This window comes from Methyloceanibacter sp. (assembly GCF_035650995.1).
Lineage (GTDB): Bacteria > Pseudomonadota > Alphaproteobacteria > Rhizobiales > Methyloligellaceae > Methyloceanibacter.
Window position 1 is genome coordinate 1 of the sequence record NZ_DASRGO010000151.1, and the last position, 15,634, is coordinate 15,634.

At 65.3% G+C, this 15,634-nt stretch carries 15 protein-coding genes and 1 tRNA gene; 10 read left to right on the plus strand and 6 right to left on the minus strand.

Features of this window, described 5'->3' with window-relative positions:
- From VFB18_RS11200 to VFB18_RS11230, 7 genes are all read left to right on the plus strand, one after another.
- Positions 1 to 858: LysM peptidoglycan-binding domain-containing protein (locus VFB18_RS11200; RefSeq protein WP_324975019.1), on the plus strand; the 858-nt coding region annotated here is incomplete at its 5' end.
- Between the two features lie 106 nt (positions 859 to 964).
- A complete protein-coding gene (locus VFB18_RS11205; RefSeq protein WP_324975022.1) occupies positions 965 to 2,902 on the plus strand; it encodes an ABC transporter ATP-binding protein/permease in 1,938 nt (645 codons plus the stop codon).
- A gap of 20 nt (positions 2,903 to 2,922) precedes the next feature.
- Positions 2,923 to 3,657 (plus strand): phosphatidylserine decarboxylase, encoded by a 735-nt coding sequence (locus tag VFB18_RS11210; protein ID WP_324975025.1) that lies wholly within the window; start codon positions 2,923 to 2,925, stop codon positions 3,655 to 3,657.
- A gap of 5 nt (positions 3,658 to 3,662) precedes the next feature.
- The gene (gene pssA, locus VFB18_RS11215) at positions 3,663 to 4,580 is read left to right on the plus strand and encodes a CDP-diacylglycerol--serine O-phosphatidyltransferase (RefSeq protein WP_324975028.1); all 918 of its coding nucleotides are present in this window, start codon (positions 3,663 to 3,665) and stop codon (positions 4,578 to 4,580) included.
- On the plus strand, positions 4,577 to 5,485 hold the full coding sequence (gene cysD / locus VFB18_RS11220; RefSeq protein ID WP_324975031.1) for a sulfate adenylyltransferase subunit CysD: 909 nt from the start codon (positions 4,577 to 4,579) through the stop codon (positions 5,483 to 5,485). Before pssA ends, cysD begins: the two co-directional genes overlap by 4 nt.
- Positions 5,485 to 7,401, plus strand: a complete 1,917-nt coding sequence (gene cysN, locus VFB18_RS11225; RefSeq protein ID WP_324975033.1) for a sulfate adenylyltransferase subunit CysN — start codon at positions 5,485 to 5,487, stop codon at positions 7,399 to 7,401. Before cysD ends, cysN begins: the two co-directional genes overlap by 1 nt.
- 65 nt (positions 7,402 to 7,466) lie before the next feature.
- Positions 7,467 to 8,420: a cyclase family protein gene (locus tag VFB18_RS11230; RefSeq protein ID WP_414675684.1), complete on the plus strand. Its 954-nt coding sequence runs from the start codon at positions 7,467 to 7,469 to the stop codon at positions 8,418 to 8,420.
- A gap of 74 nt (positions 8,421 to 8,494) precedes the next feature.
- Here the strand turns inward: VFB18_RS11230 and VFB18_RS11235 are convergent, their stop codons facing one another.
- Both VFB18_RS11235 and VFB18_RS11240 read right to left on the minus strand, forming a co-directional pair.
- Positions 8,495 to 9,871 (minus strand): hypothetical protein, encoded by a 1,377-nt coding sequence (locus VFB18_RS11235; RefSeq protein ID WP_324975036.1) that lies wholly within the window; start codon positions 9,869 to 9,871, stop codon positions 8,495 to 8,497.
- Between the two features lie 180 nt (positions 9,872 to 10,051).
- On the minus strand, positions 10,052 to 11,119 hold the full coding sequence (locus VFB18_RS11240) for a TAXI family TRAP transporter solute-binding subunit (RefSeq protein ID WP_324975039.1): 1,068 nt from the start codon (positions 11,117 to 11,119) through the stop codon (positions 10,052 to 10,054).
- Between the two features lie 372 nt (positions 11,120 to 11,491).
- On the opposite strand from VFB18_RS11240, the gene VFB18_RS11245 reads away from it, so the two are divergent.
- Positions 11,492 to 12,064 carry a hypothetical protein gene (locus VFB18_RS11245; protein ID WP_324975041.1) on the plus strand — a complete coding sequence of 191 codons (573 nt, stop codon included), beginning with the start codon at positions 11,492 to 11,494 and terminating at the stop codon, positions 12,062 to 12,064.
- A gap of 66 nt (positions 12,065 to 12,130) precedes the next feature.
- On the opposite strand, the gene VFB18_RS11250 is transcribed toward VFB18_RS11245, so the two are convergent.
- Positions 12,131 to 13,063, minus strand: a complete 933-nt coding sequence (locus tag VFB18_RS11250; RefSeq protein WP_324975044.1) for a CFI-box-CTERM domain-containing protein — start codon at positions 13,061 to 13,063, stop codon at positions 12,131 to 12,133.
- A gap of 124 nt (positions 13,064 to 13,187) precedes the next feature.
- Positions 13,188 to 13,658: a nuclear transport factor 2 family protein gene (locus tag VFB18_RS11255; RefSeq protein ID WP_324975047.1), complete on the minus strand. Its 471-nt coding sequence runs from the start codon at positions 13,656 to 13,658 to the stop codon at positions 13,188 to 13,190.
- A 220-nt stretch (positions 13,659 to 13,878) separates the two neighbouring features.
- Here VFB18_RS11255 and VFB18_RS11260 point away from each other — a divergent pair, with 220 nt between their 5' ends.
- Positions 13,879 to 14,118 carry a hypothetical protein gene (locus VFB18_RS11260; protein ID WP_324975050.1) on the plus strand — a complete coding sequence of 80 codons (240 nt, stop codon included), beginning with the start codon at positions 13,879 to 13,881 and terminating at the stop codon, positions 14,116 to 14,118.
- Between the two features lie 87 nt (positions 14,119 to 14,205).
- Here the strand turns inward: VFB18_RS11260 and VFB18_RS11265 are convergent.
- Positions 14,206 to 14,279, minus strand: a tRNA-Gln gene (locus VFB18_RS11265).
- Between the two features lie 223 nt (positions 14,280 to 14,502).
- Here VFB18_RS11265 and VFB18_RS11270 point away from each other — a divergent pair.
- On the plus strand, positions 14,503 to 15,084 hold the full coding sequence (locus VFB18_RS11270; protein WP_324975052.1) for a hypothetical protein: 582 nt from the start codon (positions 14,503 to 14,505) through the stop codon (positions 15,082 to 15,084).
- Positions 15,085 to 15,090: 6 nt separating this feature from the next.
- Here VFB18_RS11270 and VFB18_RS11275 read toward each other — a convergent pair whose 3' ends face one another.
- Entirely contained in the window at positions 15,091 to 15,558 is a 468-nt protein-coding gene (locus VFB18_RS11275) for a hypothetical protein (protein ID WP_324975054.1), read from the minus strand.
- Positions 15,559 to 15,634: the final 76 nt, after the last annotated feature.

Sequence of the window (15,634 nt, forward strand, 5' to 3'; positions counted from 1 at the left end):
AAGCTCGCGCCCGGAGACTACCGGCTGCAACTGCGGACGATCTCGCCCGACGGCACGCGCGCGCTCACCTCGCAGCAGACCGTGCCCGTCGCGGTGGGCAACGCCAAGGAGCAGGCCGCTTCGGTGTCTCAGGCCGGCGATGCGCCGACAGCCGCGGCGAAGCCGGGTACCGCCGGTTCGCCGCCTGCGCAGACGGCAGCCGAACACAGCGGCGGCGCGACCGGCGCGGGGGCGCTCGAAGCTCAGCAGCAGCCTGCAGATGCTTCACCACAGGGCGCGTCTCAGGCGACGGCAAGCGTTGGACAGCCGGAAGAAAACCCGGCCAAGCCCGTGGTGACCTTCAAGACCGTGGACTACCAGGATACCGGCACTGACAGCGGCAAGATGAAGCTCGCGGGCACGAGCGCGCCGGGCGCCACCGTCCAGCTCTATTTCGACGGCAAGCCCTTCGCCACGGCGAAAGCGGACGCCGTCGGGGTCTGGAAGGCAGAGTCAGACATGAAGCTCGGCGAGGGCGCGCACAGCCTCAAGGCTGCGCCGGCGGGCAGCGCATCGGATGAGGCAGTGATTGCAATCGAGCGAAGACCGGCGGTGGCCAAGGCGCCCGAGCCCGCGCCCTCCTCGCCCCAGGTGGCGGCGGCCGAGGAAGCGAACAACGCGTCGAGCACGGCAGACCAGAAGGGTGGGGGGCGGCCCGATGTCTACGAGATCCGCCGCGGCGATACCCTATGGGATATCGCCAAGCGCTATTTCGGCTCGGGCTTCCGCTATACCTCGATCTTCCAGGGCAATCGCGAGACCATCAAGAATCCGAACCTGATCCTGCCCTCGCAGAAGGTAAAAATGCCTCCCTCCTGATGCGCTTGGCGCTTTAGGACATGAGGACTATATGTCTGAGGGGCCGAGGGCAGCGGCTCACGCTGCCCTTTTTTGATGCGTCGATGCGCTGAAAGAACAATCCTTTATGCAAGATCGGCTGCCGCAAACTCGAAGCGACGCCGTGCTCAGGGCGCGGTCGGGGCAGATCGCGGTGCTCCGCCAGTTGCTGCCCTATGTCTGGCCGGCTGACCGTCCCGATTTGCGGCTGCGCGTCGTGTTCGCGCTCGCCGCGCTCGTCATCGCCAAGGCCATCACGCTCCTCGTGCCGATCGCCTACAAGCAGATCGTCGATCTGCTGACGGGCGCGGGAAACGGCAGCGGCGCGCCGGGCGGTGAGAGCGTGCTTGGCCTCGCGCTGCTGCCGGCCATGCTGATCATCGCCTACGGCGTGGGACGCGTGCTGATGGTCCTGTTCGCCCAGTTCCGCGACGTGTGGTTCACGGTCGTCGCCCAGCATGCGGTACGCGAGCTTGCCAACAAGACCTTCCGCCATCTGCATAGGCTCTCGCTCCGCTTCCATCTCGAGCGCCGCACCGGCGGCTTGAGCCGGGTCATCGAGCGCGGCGTCAACGGCGTCGACACCATCGTGCGCATGGCGGTGTTGAACTCGGTGCCGACCGCGGTCGAGCTGCTGATGATTTCGGGCCTCGTCGCCTATTATTTCGGCTGGATCTATGTCGTGGTCGTGCTGGCGACGGTTGCGCTCTATGTCTGGTTCACCTTCGCGGCGAGCGAGCGGCGCATCGCCATCCGCCGCGACATGAACGAGTCCGACACCGAAGCGCATTCGAAGGCGGTCGACAGCCTGCTCAATTACGAGACGGTCAAATATTTCGGCAACGAGGAGCTCGAGGCACGCCGCTTCGATTCCTCGATGGCGCGCTACGAGAAGGCCGCCATCCGCACCTACACCTCGCTCGGCGTGCTGAATACCGGTCAAGCAGTGATCTTCACGCTCGGCATGGTGGTTTGCATGCTGCTTGCGGCGCGCGACGTGACACGCGGCGCGCTCACCGTGGGCGGCTTCGTCATGATCAACGCGATCCTGATGCAGCTCTACATCCCGCTCAACTTCATGGGCATGGTCTATCGCGAGATCAAGCAGGGGCTGATCGACATCGAGACCATGTTCGCGCTGCTGCACGAGCCGTCGGAAATCGTCGATCGCCCGGGCGCCAAGCCGCTGCGCGTCACCAAGGGCGAGATCAAGTTCGAGAACGTGTCGTTCGCCTACGATCCCGAGCGACCGATCCTCAAGCATGTGAGCTTCGAGGTACCGGCCGGCAAGATGGTGGCCATCGTCGGCCCGTCCGGTGCGGGCAAATCGACCATCTCGCGCATCCTGTTCCGATTCTACGATATCTCCTCGGGGCGGGTATTGATCGACGGGCAGAACATCAAGAACGTGACCCAGGACTCGCTCCGCGCCGCACTCGGCATGGTTCCGCAGGACACGGTGTTGTTCAACGATACGATCGACTACAACATTCGCTACGGCAGGCCCGACGCAACCGAGGCCGAGGTGCGCGAGGCGGCGCGCAACGCCCAGATCCACGACTTCGTCATGACCCTGCCGCAAGGTTACGACTCCCTTGTCGGCGAGCGCGGGCTCAAGCTCTCGGGGGGCGAGAAGCAGCGCGTGGCGATCGCCCGCACGATCCTGAAATCGCCGCCGATCCTGATGCTCGACGAAGCGACCTCGGCACTCGACTCCCACACCGAGAAGGAAATCCAGGACGCGCTCGACCGGGTGGCGCGCGAGCGCACGTCCCTCGTCATCGCCCACCGCCTCTCGACCGTGGTCCATGCCGACAACATCATCGTGCTCGACCAAGGCGAGATCATCGAGCAGGGGACGCATCCGGAGTTGCTCGCCAAGGGCGGGCTGTACGCGAGCCTGTGGGCGCGGCAGCGCGAGGCTGACGAGGCGCGCGAGCGGCTGGCGCAGGCGCTCGAGGAGGAGAATCTGCCGGAATCGCGGGCCGCCGAGCGGCTCGAGGACGAGGCCCTTGCCTCGACGTGAACTGAACGCTCTATAGGCCCATGACCGACAGCAAAAGCGTGCTTGACAGCGTGACCAACGCGTTCATCCCCATCCACCGGGACGGGCACAAATCCGTCGCGATCGCGGCGGGGGTCACCGTGCTCCTGTTCCTGGTTGCGCCGCCGCTCGGCTGGATCGGGGCGATTGCCACCGCGTTCTGCGCGTACTTCTTCCGCGATCCGGACCGCGTCGTTCCGCAGCGCCCGGGGTTGGTGGTAAGCCCGGCCGACGGCAAGATCAGCGCGATCGCCGAACTCGTTCCGCCGCGCGAGCTTGGGCTCGGCGGCGAGAGGCTCACGCGGGTCTCGGTCTTCCTCTCGGTGCTCGACGTGCACATCGTGCGAACGCCCGTCGCCGGGCGCATCGCCCGGAGCGTGTACGTGCCGGGCAAGTTCCTCAACGCCGAGCTCGACAAGGCGAGCGAGGAGAACGAGCGTCTCGCGCTGGTGGTCGAGGCCGAGGACGGCAAATCCTTCGGGCTCATGCTGATCGCGGGCCTCATCGCAAGGCGGATCGTGACATTCGTGGGCGAGGGGGCTAGCGTAGCGAGAGGCGAGCGCGTCGGGCTGATCCGCTTCGGCAGTCGCGTCGATGTCTATCTGCCGGCCGGGGCCAAGGTGCTCGCCAGCGTCGGCCAGACGGCGATCGGCGGCGAGACGGTACTGGCCGCGTTGCCCGCAGGCCCGGCGCGGGAGACGAACGCCGCCGTTCAATCAGAGCTGATGAAGGGATAGCCGCCATGTTCCCACCCTTCGAACCGGAACGCGACGAGCGCAAACGCCGTCAGATCGCGTTCGCCCGCGGCCAGGTGCCGGTCAGGGTGTTGATCCCCAACATCTTCACCCTGGTCGGGTTGTGCGCGGGTCTGACCGCCATCCGCATGGGCATCGAGAGCCGCTGGGACCTCGCCGTCGCGGCGCTGGTGTTCGCCGCGCTGCTCGACGGGATCGACGGCCGTATCGCGCGGCTGCTCAAGGCGTCGTCGCGCTTCGGCGCCGAACTCGACAGCCTCGCCGACTTCGTCAATTTCGGCGTGGCTCCCGCCATCATCATGTACAACTGGGCGCTCGAGGATCTGCACAGCCTAGGCTGGATCGCGGTGCTCGTGTTCGCGGTCTGCTCGGCGCTGAGGCTCGCGCGCTTCAACGTGGCGCTCGACCAGACCAACGTCCCGGCATGGAAGAGCAATTATTTCGTGGGCGTGCCGGCGCCGGCCGGCGCCATCACTTTGCTCCTGCCGATCTATGCCCAGAATCTCGGGCTGCATCTGCCGAGCCTGACCCCGCTCGTCTTCTTCTATACGCTTACGATCGCGCTTCTGATGGTGAGCAAGGTGCCGACCTTCTCCGGCAAGTTGATCGGGCAGAAAATTCCCCGCGAATACGTCCCGCCGGTATTCGTGGCGGCGGCCTTGTTCATGGCCATGCTCGTCACCTACCCCTATCTCACGCTCACGGTCGGGTCTTTGCTCTATCTTGCGGTGATCCCGCTCAGCGCCTACCGCTATTTCGCGCAGGAGCGCAAGGTGGAGGCGATGGCGAAGGGACAGCCGGCGAAGGGGAGCGAGCGCGAGCATGACGCCGGAGAGAGCGGCAAAGTGGTCGAGATGGGCGCGAAATCGCGTTCGACGGGCAAGGGTTTGAGCGCCAAACCATGAAGCAAAGATTGTCGACCTATCTTCGCCAGCTCGAAGCCGAGAGCATCTACATCCTGCGCGAGGTGGCGGCCGAGTTCCGCAACCCGGTCATGCTCTACTCGATCGGCAAGGACTCCTCGGTCATGCTGCATCTCGCGCTCAAGGCGTTCTATCCCGCCAAGCCGCCGTTTCCGCTCCTGCATGTCGATACGACATGGAAATTCCGCGAGATGATCGCCTTCCGCGACCGCGAGGCGAAGCGGCTCGGGCTCGATCTCCTCGTGCATACCAACTTGCAGGGCGTGAGGGACGGCATCTCGCCCATCACCCACGGCAGCGCGCTCTATACCGACATCATGAAAACCGAGGCGCTGAAGCAGGCACTCTCGGCCCACGGCTTCGATGCGGCCTTCGGTGGCGCGCGGCGCGACGAAGAGAAATCGCGCGCCAAGGAGCGGGTCTTTTCCTTCCGGAATGCCGCGCATAACTGGGATCCCAAGCGGCAGAGGCCCGAACTTTGGCACCTCGCCAACACCAAGGTCAGACCGGGCGAGAGCATGCGCGTGTTTCCGCTCTCCAACTGGACCGAGCTCGACGTGTGGACCTACATCCATCTCGAGGAGATTCCGGTCGTACCGCTCTATTTCGCCGCCGAACGCCCGGTAGTCGAACGCGACGGCATGCTGATCATGGTTGACGACGACAGGCTGCCGCTCGATCAGGGCGAGACGCCGAGAATGGAGCGGGTGCGCTTCCGCACGCTGGGCTGCTATCCGTTGACCGGCGCGATCCGCTCCGATGCCGCGAGCGTGCCGGAGATCATCGAGGAACTGGTCGCCACGAGGTTCTCGGAACGTCAGGGCCGCGTCATCGATCACGACCAGTCCGGGTCGATGGAGAAAAAGAAGCAGGAGGGGTATTTCTGATGGCGCGTCTTAGCCTCGTCGGCAGCGAGCGAGAAAGCGCGGCCGAGCGTGTCGCGGCGCGTGTCGCCGCGGAGGAAAACCGCTCGCTTCTGCGCTTTCTCACCTGCGGCAGCGTCGATGACGGCAAGAGCACGCTGATCGGGCGCCTGCTCTACGATTCGGCGCTCGTCTACGAGGACCAGCTGAAGAGCGCCGAGCGGGACCAGCGGCGTCCCGGCACGGTGAGCGGCGAGCTCGATCTTTCGCTTCTCGTCGACGGACTGGAGGCCGAGCGCGAGCAGAAGATCACCATCGACGTCGCCTATCGCTATTTCGCAACGCCGCGGCGCAAATTCATCGTTGCCGACACGCCGGGACACGTGCAGTACACGCGAAACATGGCGACCGGCGCGTCCAACTGCGATTTCGCCGTGCTCCTGATCGACGCACGCAACGGGTTGCTGACCCAGACGCGGCGTCACGCCTGCATCCTGTCCTTGCTCGGCATCCGCAAGGTCGCGCTTGCCGTCAACAAGATGGATCTCGTCGATTTCGACCGCGCCCGGTTCGAGGCGATCGCCGCCGACTTCTCCGCCTTTGTCGAGCCGCTGAATTTCGATGGGGTGACTTCGATCCCCCTCTCGGCCCTCAAGGGGGACAATGTGATCCACCCGAGCGCGCATATGCACTGGTATCACGGTCCCACTTTGCTCGCCCATCTCGAGACGGTGGAGGTCGGACGGGAAGCCGAAGAGCGCCCGTTCCGTTTTCCCGTGCAATGGGTGAACCGGCCGCATCTCGATTTCCGCGGCTACGCCGGAACCGTGGCGAGCGGACGGGTGCGGGCGGGAGAGGAGGTGGTGATCCACCCATCCGGCAAGCGCGCCCACATCGCGCGCATCGTCACCGCCGACGGCGACCTCGCGGAGGCGCGGCAGGGCGATGCGGTCACCCTTACCTTCGCCGAGGAGGTCGACGTGAGCCGGGGCGACGTGATCGCGCTGCCCGAGGCGGCGCCGTCGATCGCCGACCAAATCGCGGCGCGGCTGATCTGGTTCGACGATGAACCGATGCTGCCGGGACGGCCCTACACGCTCAAATGCGGCAGTCAGACCACCACCGCCACGGTTCTCAATCTCAAATACAAGCTCAACGTCGACAATCTCGATCACGTCGCAGGGAAGACGCTCGAGCTGAACGAGGTCGGCGCCTGCAACATCAGCACCGTGAAGCCGCTCGTGTTCGATCCTTACGCCGATAACGGCGAAACGGGCTCCTTCATCCTGATCGACCGCTTCACCAATGCGACGGTAGCCGCCGGCATGATCGAGTTCGGCTTGCGGCGGGCCACCAACATCCAGTGGCAGGAGTTGTTCGTCGACAAGAGCGCGCGGGCGGGGCTCAAGGGGCAGAAGCCGTGCGTGCTGTGGTTCACCGGACTGTCCGGCGCCGGCAAATCGACCATCGCCAATACGCTCGAGAAGCGGCTGCACGCCATGGGCCGGCACACCTATCTGCTCGACGGCGACAACATCCGCCACGGGCTCAACAAGGACCTCGGCTTCACCGACGCCGACCGGGTGGAGAACATCCGCCGCGTCGCCGAAGCGGCGAGGCTGTTCGTCGACGCAGGCCTTATCGTCATGGTGTCGTTCATCTCGCCGTTCCGCTCCGAGCGGCGCATGGCGCGCGACCTGTTGCAGGACGGCGAGTTCATCGAGATTTACGTCGATACGCCGCTCGAAGTATGCGAGGAGCGCGATCCGAAGGGGCTTTATCGCAAGGCGCGCGCCGGGCTGATCACCAATTTCACCGGCATCGACTCGCTCTACGAGCCGCCCGAAAATCCCGAGCTCAAGCTCGACACGAGGGCGAGCAATCCCGAGGCGCTGGTGGAAGCGGTGCTGGTCGAGCTTAGGCGCCGCCACGTGGTCTAGAAACGATCAGGCTGCAGAGCTAATCTTTCCCACGCGCATCCCGCCGGAGGGAAGGAGATAGAGCTATGCCAGTCGTCGTGCGTCGGAGTGTGTTCTTTGCGGCTCTTGCCGCGGTTGCGGTCAGCGTCGCGGTGGCAATGCCGAGCCGGGGCCGTGCCGAAGACGGTAAGGGACTTTGGTCGGTGTACGAGCAGGCGCTCAAGGGCGCCAAATATGTCGACCTGACCCATACCATCACGCCGAACATCCCGGTGTGGGCAGGATTTGCCGACTCGACCTTCGCGCCTGCCAAGGCCGGCAGCGATACCGAGGGATTTGCCACCAAGGGCGAGGTCTACACCTATGCCAAGCACGGCTTCGAGGCGACCGAATATAGACTCAAGACCGACCAGCTCGGCACGCAGCTCGATCCGCCAGCGCATTGGGCGCCGGAGTATCCCGCCATCGACGAATTGCCCGCGACCTATGCGATCCGGCCGCTGGTCGTCATCTCCATCGTCAAGCAGCTCGAGACCAACCCCAATTACGCACTCCAGGTCTCCGACATCGAGGCCTGGGAAAAGGAGCATGGACGCATCCCGGAAGGGTCGGTCGTGTTCGTGCGCTCGGACTGGTCCAAAGCGTGGCCTGACCGGCGGCTCGCCACGCTGAAGGAGTTTCCCGGCGTCGGCCTCGATGCGCTCAAGTTCCTGCACGAGCAGCGCCATATTCTGTTCCACGGACACGAGCCGCTCGACACCGATTCGACGCCTACTCTCGAGGGCGAGCAGTGGCTGATGCATAACGGCTATGCCCAGGCCGAGGGCGTCGCCAATCTCGATCAGGTGCCGGAAGCGGGCGCGCTCGTCATCATTGGCTATCCGAAATTCGGCGGCGGGCTTGGCGGCTATGCGCGCTACGTCGCGGTTTGCCCGCCCGACTGGCCATTCGGCACGACCATCGGTCCCGCCGACGCGCCGTTGCCGAAATCCGACAAGCCGTTGCACTACGACTCTGCCGCCGGCATGCGCGTTCGCTAGTCAGTTGAAAGGCCGCAGCCGCCCGGTCCCCCCGATGTACTTCCCTCGGTCGGACGGCTGCGGCCTACCTCATGCTAGTCGGACGGGTCTGAAACCGGAAGACTAGCGAGGATCTTCAGGCGCTCGGCCGCTTCGGCGTTGCCGTCCCGCGAAGCGCGTTCATACCAACCGCGGGCGGCGGCTGGATCGCTCGCGATTCCGCTCGCGCCAAGCTTGGCGAGCGCATCCGCATCGAAGGTGCGGGCAAGCTCGAAGGCAGCCTCGCCTTCGCCGCGCTCGGCGAGATGGAGAAGAAGGAGTCGCGCGCCGGCGATATCGCCCTCGGCGAGCAATTCATGCGCGCGGGCGAAGAGAACTGCGGAATCGGCTGGGGCGGTTTTCTCCGCCGTCGCCGGGGCTTTGGCGGCGGCATCGAGAAGCGCGCTTGCCCAGGAGAGCGAGAGCCCGGCCTGATAGACGCGCGGGCGAGACGGTTCGACGCGAAGGATGAGGGTGCGCCGAGCCTGCGGCGCATTGCCGGCATCGAGCAGATAGATTTCGACCGGATAATCTCCGCTTGCCGCCTCGCCGACGGAAAGCGACAGGTCCCGGAGCTCTTCGTCCTTGATCATCCACGAGCCGCTCCCGATGCGCTCGCCGGCGGAAAGCTCGGCTTCCCCGGGCAACCCGCGCAGCAGCATGTAGCGCGCATGACGCTGGCCGAGCAGCGGCGCGAGCGCAAGCTTGCGGTCTTGGGTCGCGAGGATCACCTGCGCGGTCGAAATCTCATCGCCCAACGCCGGCGGTCTCGCGTTTCTCGCGGCAATCGGCAGCGGTTCGTCCGTGCTTGGGCGTTTCGGCGCGGCGCTTGCTTCGCGCTCCGGCCGCTGCCAGGCGATCGAGGTGGAGCGGATCGGGACGGGTTGATCGGCCTTGCCAGCGTCGCGTCCCGCGAGGTGGGCGATCAGCAAGAAGCCTCCGATCGTCAGCAGAAGGGCCGCCGCGATCGAGCCGGCAACGAGCAGGTTCGCCTGGCGCTGCCGCCGCTGGAATTCGCGCACGAGCGCGAGCATGTGCGCCTGAGTCGCCGAGTCGAGCTTATCGAACGCGTCAGCCTCGTCCATGGAATCGTCGTGCGCGATAATCTCTCGGTTCGGTGCGATATCGCTCACCTCTTCTTGCGCGCGCGGGACGGGATCGGTCGCCTCCTCGGTCAGCGGCTCGGCGACGAAGCTCAGAGGCACCCTGATGCCGCCGGACGCATCGAGTCCGACGTCGAGGTCGTTGAGGCGCGCCACGAGCGATTGCGGATAGGCGATGCCGATCGGGCCGTCGTCGGGTCCGGCGAGGGTGGCGAAATCCTCGATGAAGTCGGGCCGCGGAAACGATGCCTCGCTCATGAGGGCAGAGCGCAACATGGCGTTCGCTCGGTGAACAGGGTGCTCCGAAACGGGCGTGGTGGAACCAAACATGGTCTTGCTCCCTCTACTCGCCCGCGCCCGAGTGCCCCATCCGTGCGCGGTTACGCCCCGTTCCCCGTCTGGTACGCCAGACCCCAAGGCGCACCCAACGCACATTAACTGCCAATCCCGTCTTCCGTTCCCTGCTTCCGCAAAAAATTGCGTGTGAGAACCGAACCTGTTGTTCCGGGCTCAGTTGGACGACGTCCGCCTCCATTCGATGAACTTGCGGAACAACTTTTCTTTTCGATCGCTGCCGGTCGCCATGTCACCTGGCTGGGGCGCCACCGGCCCCGGGGTGGCGGCGATCGGCTTCGGCGTCATCGCGGCGCGGGTGGCGAGCCACGACTCTGCCTCAGGTGTGCGGGCGAAGCCCGGCAACGTCGCCGCCAAATTGACCTCGCGCCATTTGGGGTGGCGGCCGGAGGCCTGAAGCTCGGCAAAGCGCGGAAACAGCGTGTCGACGAAGCGGGCTACTCTCGCGGCCGAGTCCGGATCGTTCTTGTTCTTGGCGGCGAGAAGCAGCATGCCGGTCGCAACCGTCGACACCTCCTCGCCGGCATCGATCAGATTGGGATAGTCGGCCGCCTCGATCCGGGTCGGGAGATAAGCCTGTTGCAGCGAAGCGCCGAACGTCACCGGCAGCAGGTGAAGACCGAGATCGGGAGGAACGCCTTCGAGCAGGGGCGAGGGTTTGCCGCTGACGATCACGGCGGCGGAGATCGAACCCTGCTTTAGCTGTTCGATGGCGAGACCCGCATCGAGGTTCTCGGGCTCGACCTCGATGCCGAGCGCCTTGAACAATGCGGCGCCGGTGACCGACGAGGCGCTTCCCGCCGGTCCGAAGCTCACCTTCTTGCCGGCGAGGTCGGCGATGGTCCTGATATCGGCCCGGGCGAGCACGTGGACTTCTTGCGGATAGAGGCGCGCGACCAGTTCGACGTGCTCGGGCAGGTCCTTGCGGGCGGACGCGGCGGCGGCGAGCGCGTCGGTCGAGACGAAGGCGATATCGACATGCGGCGCATCGATGAGGAGCGTGACATTCCCTTCTCCGGCATCGCCGAGCAGGGGCAGGACGCAGAGAGGCGCGCCGGTCGCGAACAAGCCGGCCAGGTCGGCCGCGAGCACCGTCTCGGCCGCCGCGGCGGAACCCGCCGCAAGCCCGAGCCAATCCACCGTTTTGTCTTGCGTGTCCGCCTCAGGCCCGCCGGCCTTGGCGCTTCCGCCCGCCGCCAACGCGAGGAGGGCTGCTCCCGCCACAATGTGTTTGATACGCAACTGACACCACCCCGAAAGCTTGGCGTCCAACGCTCTGACGCCGACAGAGGTTCCGGGGTCGGACGTTCACCGCGGGTCGCGCGAGCGTAACCGGCTCCGGACAGAGCACCGAGAGGCGTGCGTGTGGTCTTGCGCGGCCCGTAACCGGGCGAGGTGGTCTTCTTATCGTTAGCGCCAAGGTTAACCAGCGACTGGGGCGCCATGTGGTTCCGATTGCGGCGAACCGGGGGCTCCGGCCGCGCGGAGCGACCTTGCACAGTGAGGGAGCGCACAATGGCTCTCTCGGTCCCACGCCATTTCGCTGACAGGCGAGGGCGATCAGGCTCTAGCCAAGCATTCCTAAGGAGACGACAGATGAAACGCAGATTTGCAACGATGACGGCTGGCCTGGCCGCCTTGGCTCTCGCCTCGCTCGGGATCGTCCCCGCCAAGGCCGTTTCAGACCATCAGGCCGCGATCAAGGCCTGTTCGACCGTCAACCCGTCGCAGCCGGTGAAAGTGATGAACGCAGTGGACGACGGCAGCGGCATCGGCGTCAGCCTGGTCTGGCTCACCGACAACGCCAACAATCTCTGGATGTGCGACGCCGACGCCGAAGGCAACGTCTATGCCTATACCATCGTCGCGAGCGACCTCCTCAAGGGCACCGGCGCGGACTTGATCGGGCTTCAGCTCACCTCCGACGGCACCTATGACGGCAGCCCGCAGGACATCGCCGCCAAGGTGTGCGTCGCCTATCTCAAGGACGGCGGCGAGGTGGTCAACATCGCCGAGGACGGGCTCGAGCTTTCGCCCGGCTTCATCGTGTTCGTCAAAGACGGTTCCGGCCACACTTTCCTGTGCAACGCGACGGGCGATGCGGGCGTCTGGGCCTTCGAGCCGATCGGCGAGCCGCTCTCCTTCGACAGCAAGCCCGAGGTGAGCTAGCCGCCCACCGCGGGAACGCGAGACCAAAGCAGCGGGCGCGGGAGGTTTTCCCCGCGCCCGTTTGTGTCAGGGCTTAAGCTCGGGAGCGAAGTCGCGCGCGAGTCCTGCGACCATGCGGCGATAGAGGCGATAGGCAAGCGCGTTCAGGCCGAAATGCGCGGCCAGCGCCGCCGGCAGAATGAAGCGCGCATAAAGGCCGAGAAGCCGCGCGCGCCGGGTGCTTTCCGGCATGCGGGCAAGAATCAGCGGTGCGATCGCATAATATCTCGCGATCTCGACCTCGCCGCCGGGCCGCTTGGCGAGCACCTCATCGCGATAGCGGCGCAAGATCGTGAGCTCAAAGCAATCGTCGTCGAGGCCGAGCACTTCGCAGGCGGCGGTGGTGATGAAGCAGCCGCTTTCGGGCGGGGTGCACTTCTGCTCGTCATATTGCGCGGCAAGCTCGCTCTGCCGCTGTGCCGCCCAGTCGAGCGCCTTGCGCAGGCTCTCGCAATCGAGCTTGAGGTGGCATTCCTCCTTGTCGCCCATCTTGACCAGGATCTGCATGTTGGCGCTCTCGCGGAAGAGGGGAGCGGTGGCGAGCGGCAGAACGATGCTCACCTTGTTGTCGAAAATGTCGGTGCAGTTGCCGCACAGGGGCTCGTTCACCGCCTCCTTGCCGTCGGCGCTCCTCACCATCAGCCGGTTCGCGGGATCGATGAGGAATTTCTTCGGCAGTTTGATCTTATCGCGGTCGCCGTAGAGCACGATCTTGGCGTCGTAACTCGTGGCCACCTGGACGTCGGCGTGCAGGTCGCACCCCTGATCGTTATCGAACCGCACCTGACTCATGCGCGCGCCGGCTTGCGAATTGGTGGCGAGGCCCTTCCACGGGCCGAAGGCCTTCGAATCGAAGCATTCCTTCTCGGCGCCGTGCGCGAGGCGGGTAAGGGGCCAGCGCAGGCCGGCGCCCGCGGCAAGGATGAGGCCGAGCGCGCGGCGGCGCGTGTTGAGAAGCATGGGGCAAGGCCTTGTTGCTGAAGGGACAGGTTTCTCGGGCCGGGACACTAGCAAAGCCAGAGGGCGAGGGGAAATCGGCGAGCGCAGCGGGAAAGAACTGGGAAAGATCCGGTGCGGCCCGCCGTCACAGGCCGAGTTCGCTCAAAGACGGGTGGTCGTCGGGGCGGCGGCCCAAGGGCCAATGGTACTTGCGCTCCCGTTCGGCGATCGGCAGGTCGTTGATGCTGGCGATCCGGCGGCGCATCAAGCCGTTCTCGTCGAATTCCCAATTTTCGTTGCCGTAGGAGCGGAACCAGTTGCCGCTGTCGTCGTGCCACTCATAGGCGAAGCGCACGGCGATGCGGTTATCGCGAAAGGTCCACAGCTCCTTGATCAAACGATAGTCGAGCTCCTTGGCCCATTTTCGCTTGAGGAAGGCGACGATCGCATCGCGTCCTTCAAAGAACTCGGCGCGGTTACGCCAGACGCTGCCGGTCGTGTAGGCGATAGCGACACGCTCCGGATCGCGCGTGTTCCAGGCGTCCTCGGCCTTGCGCACCTTTTCGATGGCGGTCTCGAGAGTAAAGGGCGGTAGGGGCGGGCGCTGTTCCGGCATGTGATGAGGCTCCACGTCGAGAGTAGCGAGGCACGCGGCCTCTGTGAGGCGAGACATCGCAGTTTAGCGCCGACCTTCGCCATGCGAATTCAAACCTAGGTATGGGGTGGCTTCAACCATTCACACAACGTCGTGAACCTCCGTAGGATGGAGGCGCGTGCCGCGTTTATCTAGTGTGCAAGGGTCAATCGCCTTAAGGCGTCAAGAAGGGAGCACGCAGATGTTGTATCTCTCTCACAACGTCACCTGCGAGAGCCGGAGACTCTCAGCCCGGGGGGTCTTTTCCGCTCTGTTTAAGATCGCGATGAGCGCCGTTGCCTGGTTCCTCACGGTCGCCTGGCTCAACCTCGAAGGAGCCCATATCGACGCGAAGCTTGCGGGCGCGAGTGCCATTTTCGTCGCCTCGCTCACGCTCCTGCTCGTCTCCCTTTCTCCCGCGCCCAAAGAGCTTCGGCTGTGAGCGGGCCCACCTCGAACGCTTGTTGCGAGACGCTTGCAAGGCGCCGGCGGATCGATTGAGCCAGTCCGCGGGCCGCGGCGCGCAAGGTGGCTGGGGGACTAGGATTCGAACCTAGACTGACGGAGTCAGAGTCCGCTGTCCTACCGTTAGACGATCCCCCACCGATCCACATGTGGATTGCGCGTGGCCGCCCCGCAAGGGCGGAAAAGCCCGGACTCGAGCGCCCATCTAGCCGCAGGGCTGCTTGCTTGGCAAGCCGCCGTAAGCGCAGGCCTCCAGGCCAGGGGCGCTAACCCTTCCTTTACCCCGTCCGGCGGAAGGGCGCCCGAAAGGGGGCTCAGGACGTAAAAACCAACGCAACCTTTCATACCTATGATGGTGGCCATGGAAGCGTTGCCGCCGTCAATCGACCGTCTCGCCGCCGCCTTGAGAGCGGCCAGGCGCACCTATACGCACGACGGCGACGACCAGATCGCCCTCGGCAGGGCGTGCCTGCATGTCCTGATCTCCCAGCTCGCCATCGAAGGGGTGCCGCAGGAGGAACTTCAGCCTCTCGTCGATATCGAACGGAACATCGATGCGCTCAAGCTGCGGGCCGCGCGGGCGGAAAGGAACGATGTGCCCGAGCGCAGGAGGCGCAATCCGCCGAGCGACATCCTGCTCGCCCGCCTCTCGGCCGTGATCGATCTCCTCGTCAAGGGGGGGTATGGCGAGGAGGAGGCGGCGCAGCTCGTGACGCGGCGCATGCTGGCGGCCGGGGTTCCGCCGCCGCAAAAGGGGGGAGACTCGAGGGGATGGAAGCGGCTGCTCGCTTGGCGCGCCGCTCTCAATCAGGGCGTAGGGTCGCCCGAGGTCAAGGGCGAGTATCGTGAGTTCAGCCGCGATATCGAAGCCATTCCCGCCGCCGAGCGGCTGAAGCGCGTGCTCGAGACTGAGCTGTGGGACCGGCGTCGCCGGCCGCGCTGATTCCGCTTACGGCTGGGTTGCGGGTTTCTTCGGCTTCGGTGCCGCTGGCGGTTTTGGCCCGGTCTGAGCCGCGGGCTGCGCAGGCTTCGGCGCCACCGTCTGCATCTTCGCATCGATCTTGGCGCCGAGCTTGGCGATGTCGTCGCGCAAGCCCGCCTGCATGTCGTTGATCGATTGCGCGAGCGCCGACTTCACATCGGCCATCTGCTTGGCGATCTCCGCGCCGACGTCGACCGTGGGCTGAGCTGGCGTTTCCCCCTGCCTCGAGGCAGCAAGATGCGACCTGATGCTGCCGAAGAAAAGCATCATCACGAGAAGGTTCGCGGCAAGGAGGGCGATCACCGCCCATTTGAACACGTCCCAGGCGGCAACCTCCATGAGCACGACGCTGAGTGCGTCCCGCGCTCTCAGCGCGACGTCCTTGGCCCGGCCCGCTACGTTCTGCTGTGTCCCCGCATAGGCCTCGTGTGTCATGGCTGCCCCCTCCCGCGAACGACCTCGACCTGACCTGCGTCATCATATCACGTAAAATGCGAAGTCTTGCCGGGAG